13 protein-coding genes are annotated in these 17,933 nt (G+C 52.6%); 12 read left to right on the top strand and 1 reads right to left on the bottom strand.

What is annotated here, in order from left to right:
* The first annotated feature begins 493 nt into the window (after positions 1-493).
* From AC0YOA_RS21105 to AC0YOA_RS21080, 6 genes are all read left to right on the top strand, one after another.
* A complete protein-coding gene (locus AC0YOA_RS21105) occupies positions 494-2,485 on the top strand; it encodes an ABC transporter substrate-binding protein (RefSeq protein ID WP_475788272.1) in 1,992 nt (663 codons plus the stop codon).
* Between the two features lie 126 nt (positions 2,486-2,611).
* The gene (locus AC0YOA_RS21100; RefSeq protein WP_475788271.1) at positions 2,612-3,622 is read left to right on the top strand and encodes a FecCD family ABC transporter permease; all 1,011 of its coding nucleotides are present in this window, start codon (positions 2,612-2,614) and stop codon (positions 3,620-3,622) included.
* Positions 3,615-4,613, top strand: a complete 999-nt coding sequence (locus AC0YOA_RS21095) for a FecCD family ABC transporter permease (protein ID WP_475788270.1) — start codon at positions 3,615-3,617, stop codon at positions 4,611-4,613. Before AC0YOA_RS21100 ends, AC0YOA_RS21095 begins: the two co-directional genes overlap by 8 nt.
* Positions 4,614-4,645: 32 nt before the next feature.
* Positions 4,646-5,707 carry an NAD(P)/FAD-dependent oxidoreductase gene (locus tag AC0YOA_RS21090; RefSeq protein WP_475788269.1) on the top strand — a complete coding sequence of 354 codons (1,062 nt, stop codon included), beginning with the start codon at positions 4,646-4,648 and terminating at the stop codon, positions 5,705-5,707.
* 199 nt (positions 5,708-5,906) lie between these two features.
* Positions 5,907-6,806, top strand: coding sequence for an AraC family transcriptional regulator (locus AC0YOA_RS21085; protein ID WP_210038731.1), 900 nt, complete (start codon positions 5,907-5,909; stop codon positions 6,804-6,806).
* 91 nt (positions 6,807-6,897) lie between these two features.
* Positions 6,898-7,893 carry a phytanoyl-CoA dioxygenase family protein gene (locus AC0YOA_RS21080; protein ID WP_475788268.1) on the top strand — a complete coding sequence of 332 codons (996 nt, stop codon included), beginning with the start codon at positions 6,898-6,900 and terminating at the stop codon, positions 7,891-7,893.
* 128 nt (positions 7,894-8,021) lie between these two features.
* On the opposite strand, the gene AC0YOA_RS21075 is transcribed toward AC0YOA_RS21080, so the two are convergent.
* Entirely contained in the window at positions 8,022-9,350 is a 1,329-nt protein-coding gene (locus AC0YOA_RS21075) for an FAD-dependent oxidoreductase (RefSeq protein ID WP_475788267.1), read from the bottom strand.
* A 289-nt stretch (positions 9,351-9,639) separates the two neighbouring features.
* Here AC0YOA_RS21075 and desA point away from each other — a divergent pair, with 289 nt between their 5' ends.
* From desA to AC0YOA_RS21045, 6 genes are all read left to right on the top strand, one after another.
* A complete protein-coding gene (desA, locus tag AC0YOA_RS21070) occupies positions 9,640-10,737 on the top strand; it encodes a Delta(5) desaturase DesA (RefSeq protein WP_475788266.1) in 1,098 nt (365 codons plus the stop codon).
* Between the two features lie 35 nt (positions 10,738-10,772).
* Complete coding sequence (locus AC0YOA_RS21065; protein WP_210038737.1) at positions 10,773-11,909, top strand: histidine kinase; 1,137 nt, start codon at positions 10,773-10,775, stop codon at positions 11,907-11,909.
* Positions 11,906-12,505 carry a response regulator gene (locus AC0YOA_RS21060; RefSeq protein WP_475788265.1) on the top strand — a complete coding sequence of 200 codons (600 nt, stop codon included), beginning with the start codon at positions 11,906-11,908 and terminating at the stop codon, positions 12,503-12,505. Before AC0YOA_RS21065 ends, AC0YOA_RS21060 begins: the two co-directional genes overlap by 4 nt.
* Positions 12,506-12,517: 12 nt before the next feature.
* Positions 12,518-13,243: a metallophosphoesterase family protein gene (locus tag AC0YOA_RS21055; protein WP_475788264.1), complete on the top strand. Its 726-nt coding sequence runs from the start codon at positions 12,518-12,520 to the stop codon at positions 13,241-13,243.
* 406 nt (positions 13,244-13,649) lie between these two features.
* Positions 13,650-15,872, top strand: a complete 2,223-nt coding sequence (locus tag AC0YOA_RS21050) for a helix-turn-helix domain-containing protein (protein WP_475788263.1) — start codon at positions 13,650-13,652, stop codon at positions 15,870-15,872.
* A 327-nt stretch (positions 15,873-16,199) separates the two neighbouring features.
* On the top strand, positions 16,200-17,768 hold the full coding sequence (locus AC0YOA_RS21045; protein WP_475788344.1) for an extracellular solute-binding protein: 1,569 nt from the start codon (positions 16,200-16,202) through the stop codon (positions 17,766-17,768).
* The last annotated feature ends 165 nt before the right edge of the window (positions 17,769-17,933 follow it).

The raw sequence follows: 17,933 nt of genomic DNA, 5'->3' as shown, positions 1-17,933 counted from the left end.
CGGGGATCCGACGTAAGCAGGAAAAACCGGCCTGGAGCGGAGAATCGATCGCTGGCAAAGGTGCTGAGGGGTTGCGGGGCAGCTCCAGCAAGGTTTTTCCTTGCTGGAGTGTCCGAATCGCAGCGGAGATGCGATATAAGCAGGAAAAACCGGCTTGAGGGCCGGAGATGTGCGATGCCGGGGGACGGCGAGTCTTACCGCCGAATGGTATTGTCCTGCAGCTCGAGTGCGGAAAAAGTTAAAATGGGTCCCGACAGGGACGTAAACGAGGATATCTGGCAGTAACTAATACGCTTCTCGGCAGCGCCTGCGTTATACCATTCCGGGTGTCCAGAGGGCAGGCGCCCTCGGGGTCCCCCTCCGGGGGATTTAGGGGGCATTAAAATTTTCAGGTTGTAACTGAGAATAATTATCATTTATAATGATTTCAAAGCCTGGTATATTTTCGAATTTGATCCATTTGATAGGTTTGGAAGGGAAGGAAGATAGACGGATGAAGCTTAATGACCATATCATACTGTGGAATCATGTTTTCATCAGGGTGATGGATGTGCGCCATACAATCATGGAGTCCGGGGAGGAATTGCACGCTTACCGGCTGCCGGCAAGCGCCTTTATATATATCACACGCGGCAGTGCCCGGATACGGATGGACGGAGCTGCCGGCATAGTGGAGCGGTTCCATGTTCTTCATGGCGGCAAAGGACTGTGCCTGGATATTGCGGTTGAAGAAATCCTCGAGTTTTATCTGATTCTGTACAAGGCTGTTCTGCCGATGCCGTACCGGCGGGAGCTGCTAAGGATCATGGAAACCGAAAACCCGTTTCACATGCAATACGGCTTTTCTCCGCAATTTCCGGCTTCTTTATCCGCCAAGGCCGAGCTGATGTACAAAGAGTGGCAGCGGCCCGATACGCTGGAAAAGCTGCATGTCAAAGCGCTGTTCTACCAGTTTGTCTATGAGCTTATGGAGCAGCTGCACCAGCAAGGCGTTTGCAGCGTCAAGCCTGATCTGGCAGAGCAGGCCATCCGTTACATGCAGGAGCATTATCGGGAGCAGGTTACGCTAGAATCACTGGCGGAGCTGCTGGATTGCAATTCCAGACAGCTGCTGAGGATATTCAAGAGCCAGAAGAATACCAGTCCGATCGACTATCTGATCCACGTCCGCATGAACAAGGCCAAGGAGCTACTGCGGAGCAGGGCATATACGCTGAAGGAAATAGCGGAGAGCGTCGGGTATTCAGACAGCTATTATTTCAGCCGTGTCTTTAAGAAAATGGTAGGGGTATCTCCGGTGAGCTTCAAAGAAAACGCCCATCAAACGGAAGGGAGTCGAAATAATCCATCCTTTTTGTCGGGATCCCCTATTGCTGCCAAAAAGCTTCGACGTTATATTGTTAATGAGTATGATAATCATTATCAATATAAAGGAGAGGGAAATACACTCATGTACAGAAGGTCCGGAATATCCATGGCCGCAACATTATTATTTTGCTTCACATTACTGCTCAGCGCATGCACGACCGGCACGAACAATTCGAATACGATGAACGGCAATACGGCCAATACGGCCAACACGGCGGGGAGCAATGCGGCAGCCGCCGCGCCGGCGGCTGCGAACACACCGGAAGCCGAAGCGCCGCGGGTAATCAAACACGCAATGGGCGAAGAAACGCTCACAGGCACGCCCGAACGCGTCGTCATTCTGACGAATGAAGGAACCGAAGCCCTTCTTACTGTCGGTATCAAGCCAATCGGCGCTGTCCAGTCCTGGATCGGCGATCCCTGGTATGACCATATAAAAGAGGATATGCAGGATGTCACAGTTGTCGGAGACGAATTGCAGCCGAATATCGAGATGATCGCAAGCCTCAAGCCGGATCTGATTATTGGAAATAAAGTCAGGCAAGAGAAAATATATGAGCAATTGAAGCAGATTGCCCCTACTGTCTTCGCGGAGGATCTGGGCGGTGATTGGAAAGTCAACTTCAATCTGTATATGGAGGCCGTGAACAAGAAAGAAGAAGGCGAGAAGGCTATGGCTGACTTCGACAAGCGCGTTGAGGATGTAAAGGCCAAGCTTGGCAGCAAAGCGGATACGAAAGTGTCGCTTGTGCGCTTCTCCGCCTCGCAGGTGCGGATTTATCAGAAGCAAACCTTCGCGGGCGTACTTTTAAGCCAATTAGGAATTGCCCGCCCAGCGTCACAGGATAAGGATGCCTTTATCGAGGTTATGTCCAAGGAACGGATTCCCGAAATGGACGGGGATGTGATGTTTTACTTCGTCACGGATTCCCCCGGCACGACAGACGGGAGCAAAGTGGTTGAAGAGTGGATGAAGGATCCCCTGTTCAAAAACCTGAACGTATCCAAGAACAACAAGGTTATTCAAGTCGATGAAGCCATCTGGAATACGGCAGGCGGTTATAAAGCGGCTAATCTGCTCCTGGACGAGCTCATTGAATATTTTGACGTAAAATAGATTGGCATGATTTCATCCGCAAGCTGATGTCGGCACGATTTGGCGTCAGCTTGTTTTTATTTCAACGGAACCATGACAGGCGGGCGCGAGGGCGTTCTTCAAGCCTGCACACGGGAGGGACGTATTTTGGCGTTATGGATGCAAAGCCGATGGCGGAAGCTGCTGGGACTGGGGGCAGGTGTGATTTTGCTGCTTGTCACAATTCTTGCCAGTATTTTGTTCGGCCATCAACAATTCGGCTTAAGCGATTTATGGCTGGCTTACAGTCAGTTCGATGGCTCCAATGAGCATCTCATTATTACGACGACACGCGTTCCCAGGGCGCTGACTGCGGCTGCGGTAGGCGCATGTCTGGCCGTAGCCGGGGCGATTATGCAAATCTTAACGAGGAATCCGCTCGCTTCTCCATCCATATTCGGGATTAACTCCGGTGCAGCCTTGTTTATTGTGATCGGACTGGCTGTTTTTGGCTCGTCACTTACGATGAACAGCATGATCTGGGTTGCCTTTGCCGGCGCGGTCGTGACTTCGGCAGTGGTCTATGCGCTGGGTACCCAGGGGAGCGGAGGTTTTGAACCAGTTAGGCTTACACTTGCCGGTGCTTCAATTGCGGCATTCGCTTCATCGGTCACATCCGGCATGATTCTGATTAATAAAGATTCGCTGGAATCCGCCTTGTTCTGGATGATCGGCTCTGTATCCGGAAGACAGCTGGATCAGCTGCTGATTGTGCTGCCCTATATGGCTGCGGGACTGCTTATAGCGGCGATGCTGTCCGGCTCGTTGAATGTATTGGCTCTGGGAGATGACAGCGCCAGAGGTCTCGGCCAGCGTTTAATGCTTACGCGAGCCTTATCAGGCCTTGCTGTAGTCCTGCTGGCGGGAAGCTCTGTTTCCGCAGCTGGTCCTATTGCTTTTGTAGGACTAGTCGTCCCCCATTTATGCAGATACATAGCAGGAAACGATCACCGCTGGCTGCTGCCCTATTGTGCTGTAACAGGTGCCATTTTGCTGGTGACTGCAGATATTGCCGCCCGTTTCGTCCTTATGCCGAAGGAGGTTCCTGTAGGCGTCGCAACGGCGCTTATCGGGGTGCCCTTCCTGATTCATGTGGCGAGAAGGAGGAAGCATGCGTAGACACCGAACAGGAAAATCCATGGCTATCCTTGCCGCTTTGAGTCTTCTTGCAGCCGTTTTATCGCTTGTTTGTTTGTCCATAGGCGGAGTCCATGTTCCCATCAAAGAAGTATTCTTCTCTCTTATAGGCTCGAATGCAGAGAGCAGCGATCTCATCGTCATGCAGCTCCGCCTGCCGAGAATAGTCGCGGCCCTGTTGATCGGAGCGGCATTGGCGGTTTCGGGCGCCTTGCTCCAGGGGGTGATCCGCAATCCGCTTGCGTCTCCGGATTTGCTGGGAGTAACGGGAGGAGCCTCGGTTGCGGTGGTCGCCTTTATGACCTTATTCACAGGCTACAGCATACATCTCGTGCCGGTAATTGCCATAGCAGGCGCTTATATTGCGGTCGCTATCAATTATGGACTCGCATGGAAGAGAGGGGTGTCCCCATTCAGACTGGTGCTTATCGGTATCGGCATATCCACGGCTATGAGCGCAATGACGATGTTCCTGCTCATAAGCGGTCCAGCTTATCTGGCGGCGCAGGTATTGAACTGGATGACGGGAAGCATTTACGGTACCAACTGGAGCTATGTTGAAGCCTTATGGCCTTGGATCGCTGTGTTCATTCCGCTGTCCCTGCTGTTTGCCAAAGAGCTGAATATTCAAGCCTTGGGCGAGGAGGCGGCTGTCGGACTCGGAAGCCGCCTTCAGCTTAGCCGGATGCTGCTGCTGTTTTACAGCGTGGCGCTGGCCGGAGCCGCGGTCGGAGTGGCAGGGACCATCTCCTTCATCGGCCTGCTCGCTCCGCATATCGCGAGAAGGCTTGCAGGCAGCTCCTATACAATCGTGATCCCGGTTTCTGCGCTGCTTGGCGCGATTATTTTACTGCTCGCGGATTTGGCGGGGAGAATGCTGTTCCAGCCGCTCGATATTCCGGCAGGTGTCTTCACGGCGGGGGTCGGCGCTCCTTTCTTCATGTATTTGCTGTTCAAACGTAAAGCGGTATAACTTGCAAATCCATCATGGCGGGAGGAAATGGTATGAAAGAGGCATCAGAGCTTTATGACGTGACCATTATAGGCGGGGGACCGGCAGGGTTGTATTCCGCCTTCTACAGCGGCATGCGGGATATGAGAACCAAGCTGATCGAGGCAAAAGAAGAACTCGGCGGAAGAACGCTCATCTATCCGGAGAAAATGATCTGGGATGTCGGCGGAGTTCCGCCTATCCGCTGCGAGCAGTTAACCCGTCAAATGGTCCGGCAGGCCTGCACATTTGATCCTGCGATCGTATTGGGGCAGCAGATCAACAAGCTGGAGCGGCTGGAAGACGGTACGATGATTGTGACCGCTGAAACCGGAGAGCGCCATCATACCCGGACGTTGATTTTAGCGGTGGGGTACGGCGTATTGAAGCTTGCGAAGCTGGAGATCCAGGGAGCGGAACGCTACGAGGCCGCCAATCTGTATTACACGGTGACGGAAGTGGAAGGCTTTCGCGGCAAACGGCTGCTTATCTCCGGCGGAGGGGATTCCGCGGTGGATTGGGCCAATGAGTTGGAGCCGATCGCCGGGCAGGTGACCGTGGTGCACCGCCGCGACCGTTTCGGCGGGCATGAGAAGAGTGTAAGCCGGATGAAGGAATCGTCCGTCGATGTAAGAACGCCCTATGCGGTTACGCAGCTGCATGGCAGCGGAGGACGGATTGAAGCGGTATCGATTGAGCGCGTGAATCCGGAAGGCCATCTCTCCGGAGAAGCGGAACGGCTGGAGATTGATGCTGTGATCGTCAATCATGGTCTGCGCGGCGACAGGGGTCCGATAGCCGGATGGGGTCTGGATATGGGGGAGTGGAATATTAACGCGGATGAGAAGCTGGCGACCAATCTGCCCGGTGTCTTCGTAGCGGGAGACACGGCGAATTACCCGAGCAAGCTCCATCTGATCGCCGGCACATTCACGGATGCGGCCCTGGCAGTCAACAGCGCCAAATTATATATGGAGCCGGATGCGCCGAAGACGGCATATGTCTCCTCGCATAATAGCAGATTCAATGAGAAGAATGAGGCTTTGAGCGTTTCGGAGGAAGAGGCGCATCGCTGAGAACATCAGCAGGTTGTTTGTTTCCTGGGGAGGAGAGAAAGGAAGCTGCAGACTCCTGATATCTATCGGCGGGAAGCAGATGAACGGTCAGAACGTGAGAAGCTGCCGGTTCGCCCGAGCAGCGAGCGCCCAAAAGCGGTATAATGGCCATAAACCCGCCCGCTTAAGGGCATTTCACCGGAAAAGGAGTGGACAGGGTATGGCCGCACCAGAGGACGGATGGCCGATCGTTCATAGTGTCGGGGATATCGTCATTAAAGCCGGTTTTGTGCTGGATGCGCGGACCATCGAGGATTATGAACTGGTTTATTTTCCAGTGGGCACGGATACCGTCTACGAGCTCGAGGGCAAGCCGCATATACTGAATGATCCGTGCTTTGTTTTTACGCGCCCGGATGAACGTCACCGCTACTGCTTTGACAAGGAGAAGAATGTGCGCCATCTGTTCGTGCATTTTGATTACGAGGTGCTGCGCCTGACGGATAACCGGCTGATTTCGCTCCTGCATGATCGTGCCGTGCATCCGGTCCGCCCGAACAGCCTCATTCCCGACCTGATCAGGCAAATGCTCCGCATTTCGGGCAAGCAGTCCCTTCATTGGAAAAGGCGGCTGTCCGTTCTGCTCGCGGCGGCGCTTGAGGAACTGAGCGCATCGGCGGATCAGCCGCCCGAGGACACCCTGCTTCAGGTGCCCATCCAGATCACGCGGGCCATCGCGTATATGGAGGAGCATCTTGACGAGGCGTTGACGATTGAAGATATCGCCCGCCAGACAGGCTGGTCGCATGAGCATTTTACCCGGATGTTCCGGGCAAGCGTCGGCATGACGCCCAAGCGGGCACTGCTGGAGCACCGCCTGAAGCGGGCGGAGCAGCTGATGCTGAACGGCCAGTGGTCTGTCAAGCAAATTTCCTATGAAGTCGGCTTCGGCGACGAGCATCATTTCTCCAAAACCTATAAAAAGCTTCGCGGAATCTCGGCTTCCGACTACATTCAACAATGCCGGAACCCGATTTTCCGCCATATGGCCGAGTCTGCCGGTACGGAAGCGCCATACACGGTGAACCGTCATATTGTGGTCAATAACCATATCAAATAAATACATCGTTTTGCCGGATTGCTCCATTGAGAACGCTCTCTTGCATGATGCACAATGATAGTGAAAGCAGCTGATGTGGAGGGATACGGCAATGGGCAAATTTTACACACCGAAGTCGCGCCAGCGCAACGATCGTTATTTGGTAAGCGTGGATGAATATAAGCATTACCATCGCGAAGGATATGTCGTCGTCAAGGGTCTCGTATCAAAAGAAGACATCGGCAGGCTCTATCAATTGGCAGAGCAAACGCGATTGGACAGCAAGGAGAAAGTCAAGGCTCCCGATCTGGATAGCAAGGATCCGCTGAAGGAGGAATTCACCAACCTGACGCGCGTTCATATGCTCTCCAGGCTGGATCCCGTGGCCGAGCAAGGGCTTCTTAATCCAAGAATCCTGGATGTGACGGAAGCTCTTATCGGGCCCGATGTCTATGCGGTTCAATCGATGATGTTTCTGAATCCGCCGGGACGGGGCGGACAAGGCTGGCATCAAGACTCCTGCTACATCAAAACGCATCCGGATACGCTGGTCGGAGCATGGGTCGCGCTTGAGAGGGCGGACGAGGAGAACGGCTGCCTGTGGGTGGTGCCGGGCTCCAATCATGAGCCGGTCTACCCGCCGGAAGGAATGGGTGGCGGCAATGTTCATGCCCTGGATGCTTTCGGGGATTTGAACGCGGTGCACAACGTCAGTCATCTCGATGATGAGGTAAACACACTCTCCAGGATCGTGGCGAAATACCCGCCAGCGATACCGGTGCCTATGGAAGCGGGGGATGTTCTATTCTTCCATTCGCATCTGTTTCACCGGTCTTATCCGAACAGGACGGAGGACCGCTACCGCCGCTCGTATGTCTGTCATTACTGCAGCGCCCGTTCCTGGGTGCCCTGGGATCATGACGGGTATGAAGGCGATTCCGGCAATTACCGGCAGATTCTGGCCCGCGGCCGGACGCATCTGCCTTACGCGAAGCCTGCCTTCGGGACCGAGGTGTTCCTCGCGGAAGAGAACGAGTCTGCGGACAGCGTAACCATGATGGGCATGGATAACGGCATGATGATGCCGGTCGCGCAGAAGAAGGACTAGAGTAATAGCAGAAGCGGGAAGCAGCCATCCCAAAAGAGATAGCGAGTCACATCCGGGCAGCGTGCAAAGACGCCTCCAAGACCACTGTATCAGTGGCGCTGGAAGCGTCTTTTTGACAGCCCTACGGCTCAAATTGCCTGCAGCCCTGCCTGGTTCAGCAGATTCCACGGCTTGTTGTAATGCGGCTGGAAGAAGAAGTCGACGAAGCTCAGCTCATCCATAGTCATCTCATTCTGAATGCACACCGACAGCGTATTGATAGCCTGGGTCAAATCCGCCTTCGACATGATCTGGGCGCCTAGAATCCGTCTTCCGGTCTCTTCATAGACGACCTTGAGCAGCACCTTCTCATAAGTGGGCATAAATTCCGGACGATAATTGTCATTGATTGTGACAGATTTCACAATCATCCCCGCAGAACGGGCGGCTTGTTCGGTCATGCCGGTTGAAGCGATATGATAATCGTAGATTTTAATGCCTGACGTGCCCTGCGTTCCCATATATTTGACCGTCGGCCTCACCAGGTTGCGTGCAATGAGAGCGCCCATCCGGACGGCATTGGTAGCCAGCGGTATATAGGCATCCTGGCCTGTCGGATTGTAGTGGATCGCGCAGCTGTCGCCTGCCGCAAACACGTCAGAACAGCTGGTACGCATATATTCATCCACGATGAGAGCGCCGTTGTCCAGCATATTCGCCTGCCCCTTGAGCAGCTCTGTATTGGGGCGGAAGCCGATGCACAGAACGACAAGATCGGTTTCATATTCCCCGGCCGTTGTCACAACCCGCGTGACTTTTCCGGCTTCGCCTGCAAAACCGGTAACACCCTGCCCCAGCGCCAGCCGGATCTGGCGGCTTGTCAGCTCTTCCTCGACCCGCTCCGTATACTCGCGGTCCAGATATTTGAACAGCACGCGATCGGTATTGTCGATGAGCGTGACTTCCTTGCCAAGCTGCTGGAAGGCTTCAGCCAGCTCAATGCCGATATAGCCTGCGCCGACAACCGTGATCTTGGCGGCTTCTGCCGCTTTCTGGATAATCGTCTGCGAATGCGCGTAGTTTTTGCACAGCAGGATATTCGCAAGCTCAATGCCGGCGAGCTTCGGAATAATCGGCCACGAGCCGGTGGTCATGACCAATTTGTCGTAGCGGTCGTAGAGGATTTCGCCGGTTGCGAGATTTTTGACCTGCACCTTCTTGCCGGTCGTATCGACCGCCAGCACGTCATGCCGCATCCGGGTGGCAACGCCCATTTCGGCCAGCTGCGCCGGATTCGCGTAGAAGAGCTGAGCGGCATCCTTGACGATGCCCCCGACATGAAGCGCGATGCCGCATGAGAGAAAAGAAATATTATCATTGCGTTCATAAACGACTATCTCGGCATCTGGATATAATTTGGCCATTTGGGTAATGGCAGCCGTTCCTGCATGTGTACAGCCTATCACAATAATCTTCATATGAAGCGCCTCCTCGATAGTTAATATTGTGATTAAATTCACAATGTAAACTACTATGTGATTTATTTCACAATACTTTGTTGCTTTTAGTATACGCCTCCTGCCGAAAAATGACAAGGGGTCAGCAAAATATGGGCGATTTGTACGAAAGGATGACGTTTGTCATACTCCCGGGTGTGACGTTTATGACTGTGGCAAATGGAAAGCGTTCTCTATAATGAAAGTAGGAAGTTATAGCGTAGCGGCTCATTTCATCCTACTAGAGCATCATACCCAGGAGGCATATGCGATGAATAAAGCCGGAAACATAGCCCAATTGAAAGAAAATATGACCCCATTTGAAAAAAACGATAAAAAGTCAAGCGTGAAGCAGCTGATTAACACGCTTGCGCCGCTTGTCCTGCTCTGGATTGCCGCGTACCTCAGTATTTCGGTATCCTACTGGCTTACTGTGCCTATCGCCATTGCGGCATCAGGTTTTGTCATCCGCACCTTTATTATTTTTCACGACTGCTGCCACGGATCATTCTTTAAAAGCAAGCGGGTGAATGATATTCTTGGCACCATTACCGGCGTTCTGACGCTGGTGCCGTATCAGCAGTGGAAGCTGAGCCACTCCATCCATCATGCGACGAGCAGCAATCTCGACAAACGGGGAACCGGGGATATGTGGATCCTGACTGTGGAAGAATATAGGGCAGCCCCCCTGCTTCGCCGGATCGCTTATCGGTTGTACCGGAATCCCATTGTGATGTTCGGCATAGGACCGATCTTCGTTTTCCTGATTCAATACCGGTTTAACCGCAAAGGGGCAAAACGCAAGGAGCGTATCAACACTTACGTGACCAATGTTTCCATAGCCGCCTTGTACGGACTGCTGATATGGGCTATTGGCTGGCAGGATTTTCTTCTGATCCAGGGCCTTGTCTTCTTTGTCTCAGGTTCGATGGGCATCTGGCTGTTTTATGTGCAGCATCAGTTTGAGGATTCGTATTTCGAGAATGAAGAGGAATGGAGCTATGTGAAGGCCGCAGTAGACGGCAGCTCTTATTATAAGCTACCCAAGGTTCTGCAGTGGATCACCGGAAATATCGGTTTTCATCATGTTCATCATCTGAGCCCCCGGGTACCGAATTATAACCTGGAGAAGGCCCATAATGCTTCATTGCCCCTGCAGAAAGCGACGACCATTACCATTGCCGCAAGTTTGAAATCGCTTCAATTCCGGCTGTGGGATGAGCAGAACAAAACATTTGTCGGCTTCAAAAAAGTCAGACGTTTGCTGAATCACGCGGACGCCGCGGCAGGCGCAGCCAGCACACTCAAAAGCGGCATTAAAGGCGGCAAAATAATAAAACCTGCCGTAAAGGTCGAGAATAACTTATAATTAATACGTGCGCCAAGATAAAGGTGGGGAAGCCCATGCAGAAGTGGTATCAGATTTTTCATAAAAACACGGGAATCATCCCTTATGTTTGGGTCGTTCTCTACATTCTTCCTTATTACTTTATATTCCGCTCTTCCTCGACGTATGAGGTCATGGTCGGAGGCATGCTCATCGCCGCTTTTTTTATCTGCTACGTGCTTTCCTTTATCTCAAAGGGCTGGCCGGTATATGTGTGGATCAGCATCCAAATTTTGATCTCGATTGCCATGAGCTTAATATACGGTTACGTATATTTTGCTATATTTTTAGCTTTTTTTATCGGAAATATCAAAAATCGCGCCGGATTTATTACGCTGTACGCCATCCATCTATCCAGCACAATCGTCACCATCAACTTCGGGTTCGTCTCCAAGAACCCCGTTATCATAACCCAGCTGCCCTTCGTGCTTATTAGTCTCATTGCCGTTATTCTTCTTCCGGTAACTACTTACAACCGGAACAAGAGCGACAAGCTGCAGGAGCAGCTGGAGGATGCCAACAAACGGATATCCGAGCTTGTGAAGCTGGAGGAACGCCAGCGGATCGCCAGGGATCTGCATGATACGCTGGGGCAGAAGCTTTCCCTGATCGGCTTGAAGAGCGATTTGGCTCACAAATTAATCGCCCAGAACCCGGTTCAGGCCCAGAGCGAAATCGACGATGTCCGGGTAACGGCGAGAAGCGCCTTGAAGGAAGTCAGGAAGATGGTTACGGAAATGCGCGGAACAACCGTAGAAGATGAGATTTTCCGCATCAGGCAGATTCTCAAGGCCGCTGGTATCGAGTTCACTCTGGAGGGAGATCCCAGGCTGACCGACACTTCCCTGCTGAACGAGAATGTCGTGAGCATGTGCCTCAAGGAAGCTGTAACCAATGTGGTGAGACACAGCAGCGCTTCCGCCTGTTCCGTAAGACTTGATCCTTCGCCGGCAGGTTTAAGAATCACCGTGAAGGACAACGGCGTCGGCATAGGCGATCCCACCACCTGCATGAGAGGAAACGGTCTTCAGGGGATGAAAGAGCGTCTTGATTTTGTGAATGGCAGTCTGGACATTCATTCAGCTGCTGGTACGACCCTCGTGATAAACGTCCCGAACGTCTTGAAACAACAGGTACAGGAGGCGGAGGTATGATTCGAATCGTAATTGCCGAGGACCAGCGGATGCTGCTTGGCGCGCTTGCTTCCCTGCTGGACCTTGAGGAAGATATGCAGGTTGTCGGGAGAGCCAACAATGGCGAGGAAGCCGTCAAGCTTGTCAAGCTTCTTCGGCCTGACCTTTGTATCATGGACATCGAGATGCCCATCAAGAGCGGGCTGGACGCTGCCGAGGAGCTGAAGGGCTTCGGATGCAAGGTGATGATTCTGACCACCTTTGCCCGTTCCGGCTATTTTGAACGCGCGCTCAAGGCCGATGTGCACGGCTATTTATTGAAGGACAGTCCCAGCGAGGAATTGGCGGATTCGATCCGGAGCCTTATGTCAGGCCGCCGTATTTATGCATCGGATCTGGTGGACGAGGGCTACAGCGAAGAGAATCCGTTAACGCTCCGGGAGAAGGAAGTGCTGGCGCTAATCGCCGACGGCAAGAACACGAAGGATATCGCCAGCCACATGGACATTACCACAGGAACCGTCCGCAATTATATATCCGTCATTCTGGATAAGCTGCAGGTCACCAACCGGATCGAAGCGATCACACGCTTCAAGGAGAAGGGTTGGTTTAAATAAAGGAGTGAGCTGATGAGAGCAGCATTTATTTCGGATATTCATGGCAATTCCGTCGCGCTTCAGGCCGTTCTGGAGGACATCCGCAAGAAGGCCATCGATCAAATCTATGTGCTTGGCGATCTGTGCTACCGCGGACCCGATCCGAAGGGCTCTCTTGCTCTGGTCCAGTCGCTGCATACCCGCGTTATTAAGGGAAACGCGGACGAGTGGGTCGTCCGGGGCGTTCTTCCTGGGGAGGTTCCCGATAAGGTCATCGACATGATGAATACGGAACGGGACTGGACGGTATCACGGCTGGATCAACAGGATATCGGATATTTGAACGGGCTGCCGACCAGACTTCATCTGGATATGGAAGGCGTCTCCGTCAGCGCGTTTCATGCCACGCCGGACAGCCTGTTCGACGTTGTTCTTCCAGGCGGGGAGGACGAGCTGCTGGAGGAGAAGCTTATGTCGGGGGCGGATGCGGATATTTTCATATATGCTCATATTCATAAGCCTTACATACGTTATATCAAAGGCAGGGTGCTTATGAATATCGGGAGCGTAGGCCTGCCATTTGACGGGATGAAGAAAGCCTCTTACGCCATTGTCGAGGCGGTTCAGGGTTCAATCAGCTGTTCAATTGAGCGCGTTGATTTTGATATCGAAGAGGTTATCCGTCAGTATGGGGAAGGGCAGTATCCCAATGCCGAAATGATGGCAAGAATCCTGCGCAATGCCAGCGTGAATCTGTAGCGGGGCGGAAAAAGCGCAAACTTCATGCAGCATCGTCAATTAAATTCCTTTATTCTCCATAAAAAGAGCCGCTTCGATTTTTCGAAGCGGCTCTTTTTTCATAGCATAGGATAAAATAAAATGTTCCATATATTGATTATATTTGAATTTTGATGCTCCGCCAAAGGACGGCGCCAGCCAATTCTACTTGTTTCCGGCAAATTTCCCGCTGACAACACTGCGATAACACATCGGGGGTATGATGGAGATAGCCGGCTTTATTTTGTTTGCCAAGATAGCATCCAAATGCCTGTCAGGTTGAGGGAAAAAACCAACTACGCCGTCAGAGGAAGGCAGGGCTGTTTCTTCCTGCGGTATAGGAAATCCGCTGCCGGTAAAAAGCTCAAATGGAAGGGGCGAGGTTGATATGGAAAACAAAAAATGGTACAAGCGGTTTCTGCTTTCCCACCTCTCGACTCTGTTCGTCTCCGGAGCCGTCATTATCGCGATCGTTTTTGCCGTTACATACAACAATGTGGTCAAGGAAACCGAAAAGACCAACCGCACGTATGCGGACCATGTCGTGGACGGCATGACGACCTCGCTCAAAAATATCGAGCTGATGCTCGCCAATCAGATCGTCAAGAACGAGGCGATCAACGATTATTTCAACGGCAGCGCCTACGAGCCGAGTCTGATCAACTACAAAGCGTCCAGTGAAATTGCCAAGATCCGCAACAACCCGCTGATTCATTCGATCTATTTTTACAGAAACAAGGACCAGATGGTGCTGACAGGCGGATATGCCGCGAAGCTTGAGGACTTTACGGACAGGCAATTTGTACAGGAGGTGCAAAATAAGTCCCAGAGCGTTCACTGGTCGCCCATCCGCAAATATTCCGAGTTTCCGTTGATCGATCCGCCGGAGAGAATTATTTCGATTACCAAAAACTCCATCGGCAATGAGGGCATCATCGTGCTGAACGTAAAGGCCGATCTGCTGCTGTCGATGGCAAGCAAGCTCAGAGGCGGCACCAAGGAATTCATGGACATCGCCGACGTGAAGGGCAGCCCGATCTATTCGACGCGTCCCGCTTCGCCGAGGGCGAAGCCGCTCACTGACCTGGAATCGGATTACATCGGCTGGCATTATTCGAGCGGAACGATCAGTACCAATCTGTTTGCTCAGGCTGCGATACGCTCACTGATGCCCTTGGCGATCATTATCCTGTCTCTGGCTGCCATTATTGCGTATATCATGTATGTCACCCGGAGAAACTATCAGCCGATCGAGAACATTGTAAGGCGGGTTTCATCCTATCAGCAGGAGACAAAGGCGGCTAATAGCGACGAGTTCTCGATTATCGAGCACGCATTCGATACGATGATGGTCCGTATGGATTTGATCGACCGGCAGGAGGCCGAGAGCGTGCATGTCAGGCGCAAGCAATTTTTCTATGAGCTGCAGGAGGACGAGAAAACCATCCCAATGCAGGAGTGGCAGGAATACGCTCGTCTGTTCGGATTGCCGGAGGATAAGTGCGGTTTGGTAATCGCGATTATGGAAATTGATAAATATGTCCCTCTGCTGCGTCGTGACCGGCAGGAACTGCTTGCTTCCAAGGAACAGCTGGACAAGGCGGCCGGGAAATGGCGGCATTCCGGCGCAATGGTCGTCGGCTCGGAGTGGATATCCGGCGACCGGTTGGCTCTCCTGGTTCAGCTTCATCCGGATCCGGAAGCCAAGCCGCATACCATCGACGCCATGATGGACAGGCTGCGCAAATGGGCGGCGGGCGATCTGGTCTTCTCGGTAACGATCGGTATCGGCTCATCTGCAGACGATTGGCCGGATATCAAGACGTCCTTCAGCGAGGCGCTCGCCGCTCTTCAATATAAGATGACGGCCGGAAACAACCGGATTATCGTCTATCAGCAAATCAGGGACAAGGAAAATCGCGTCGATTCGCTTTATTTCAAATGGCTGGAGGATCTGATTCATCATTTCCGAATTCCTGCGCCGGCCTGGATGGACGATTTTGCCCGGATTTTCGATCATCTGGAGGAGCGGGTGCTGAGGAACGAAGAGATGCAGCTGCTCCTGAACTATTTGACCCACCGTTTCGCCCGCGAGATGGAGGAGATATCGCCGGAGATCAATGAATATTGGGATACGGTCACCTATCCCCGGATGGCAGAGGCGCTCAAGGAGACGGGGGCGATGACGGAGATCCGGGCAATATATGAGTCGTTGATCGGCGAGCTGTACGATAAATACGTCACGATTCTGGAATCCGGCAGCAATACTCATATCATCTATGATGTGAAAAAGTATATCGAGGACAATTACGCGAATTCCGACTTGTCCCTGAATCATATCAGCGAACGGTTCGGCATGAACGGGAAATATGCCAGCCAGCTGTTCAAGGAAGAATTCGGTGTCAAGTTTGTCGATTTTCTGATCGGGCTGCGCGTTGGCCAGGCGCAAAAGCTGCTGCGTGAAACCGATCAATCGATCAATGAAATTTCGCGGCAGGTCGGATACGAGCATGCCATTTCCTTCGGCAGGATTTTCAAGAAAATGGTTGGCGTGTCTCCCGGCGACTATCGCAGGCTGATGCACCCCAGCAGAACGCAAGAGGGAATGTGAAAAGCCGGAAAGCTAGGCGTTATGCGGGTTTTCGGGGATTTCCGACCTTTCGTATGTTAACTGAATTTCGTTTGCTCCATACAAAACTCCAGGCAGATGCGCCAATCTGCTTTTTTGTTTGTTCCGCGGAAACGTGTAAATTGCCCTGCTTTTTAAGAAGCGCTATAACTTGAGATGCAGAGAAGAAACGGCATGCTCCGCCCTTCCTTATGAGGCGCAGTAAGTTTCTTCACTCAAAAATATAAGCAAAGTGCAGGTCGAATTCTATGCTTTCTTATATTTTAAAAAAAGATGGCGAGGTGTTTTATGAGAAGGAAAGGGTTGAGTATGATGCTGGCGGTTGTCGCATCATTCGGTCTGCTGGCGGGATGCTCGCAGGGCGGGAATGAGGCGGGCAATTCCTCCGCATCGACAGGGGGCTCCACGGCGAAGCCGGAGCAGGTTACCTTGAAGGTCGGTATTTTCGACAGGGGCAATTCTCCTGCGGGAGTTACTGTAACCGACAATTATTGGACTGATTATGTGCAGACGAATTTCGGCGATCCGAACAACATTAAAGTGGAATTCGTGCCGATCCCGCGTACGGACGCCACCGACAAAGTCAATGTCATGATGTCCAGCGGCGACGCCCCGGATATCGTATTCGCCAACACGAACGTGCTCACATCCTACGGCTACGCCAAGGACGGAGGACTGCTGGCGCTTGATGATCTCATCAATCAGTACGGTCCGAACCTGAAAAAATATCTGGCTCCCACGCTTGACCGCGGCAAGGTGGAGGGCGTTCAATATTCGATTCCCGGACGACGCGTCAATACGGGCAAATATGAGAATCTCATCCGTCAGGACTGGCTGGATAAGCTGGGGATGCCGATGCCGAAGACAACGGAAGAGGTCTATCAGACCTTAAAAGCGTTCAAGGAAAAGGACCCCGGTCAGACGGGCGACAAGGTTATTCCCCTCGGCTTCTCGCTGACGCCTGCGTCCATCGAGCCGATTGTCTGGTCCTTCATTCAGGACGGTCTTACGGACGAGCAGCGCTACACGCTGTCGGAGAGCATGGGCTATCCGCTTCTGCTCCCGGGGCATAAGGATGCGGTTGAGTTTCTGAACAAGCTGTACAACGAAGGGCTGATGAGTCCCGATTTCGCGCTGGACAAGGATGAGAAGCAGGTCTTCCAGGATGTCATGACGGGTAAAGTCGGCATGTACAGCGACAATCTGGGCAACAGCTACAATGCGACACCGGGCATCGCCAAGGTGCTGACGCAGAACGTCCCTGACGCCAAGCTTGTCCCTGTCGATCCGTATACGAATAACGCCGGCAAGCATCTCAAGCCGGAATATGATCCGACGGGCTTCTTTTTGATGGTGCCGGCATCCAGCAAGCGCGGAGTGGAAGCGGTCAAATATCTGGACTGGATGGCGCAGCCGGATGTCCTGTTTACGCTGATGAACGGCGTCGAAGGCGAGGACTATACGCTGGAGGACGGTCTGCCGCACCGCATCGAATCCGATGCGACGAGCAAGCGGATGTACAATTCCAGCGACATTACAATGATTACCCAAGGCGAGGACTTCGGCAGCGACGAGAAGAATTGGGCGGCGGCAGCTGCGGCTGTGCCTGAGGAATTCCAGCAGTATGTGAAGGATGCCTACAAGATGTCGCTGACGGATACGATCAATTATGCGAACTTTACGACGCCGATCGAAGCGGAGAACAAGTATATGCCAACGCTGCAGGACAAGTACGATGAAATTATCGTCAAGAGCGTGATGGCAAAGCCGGAGGCTTTCAACAAAACCTACGACGATCTGCTCAAGGATTATATGGCAAGCGGCGGCGACGCCATTGTGAAGGAACGCACGGAAGCCTTTCAAGCGATGAAGAAATAACAGCAGGAGCATTAAAGTCCGGTGAATAACAGGCGGAGCAGGCGGAAACAGTCTGGAGAAGGGCAAGCTGAAAGCTTTCGTAAGAAAGCTGATTCGGGAGCATCTACAGGAGTACAACAGTGATCTCGACAAGCGGCAAGCGATAGACATGCTTACAGCGCCCCC

It is taken from the genome of Paenibacillus sp. JT22N12 (assembly GCF_056269365.1).
The sequence above is the reverse complement of the archived record's forward strand: the minus strand, read 5'-3'. Positions and strand labels throughout refer to the sequence as shown.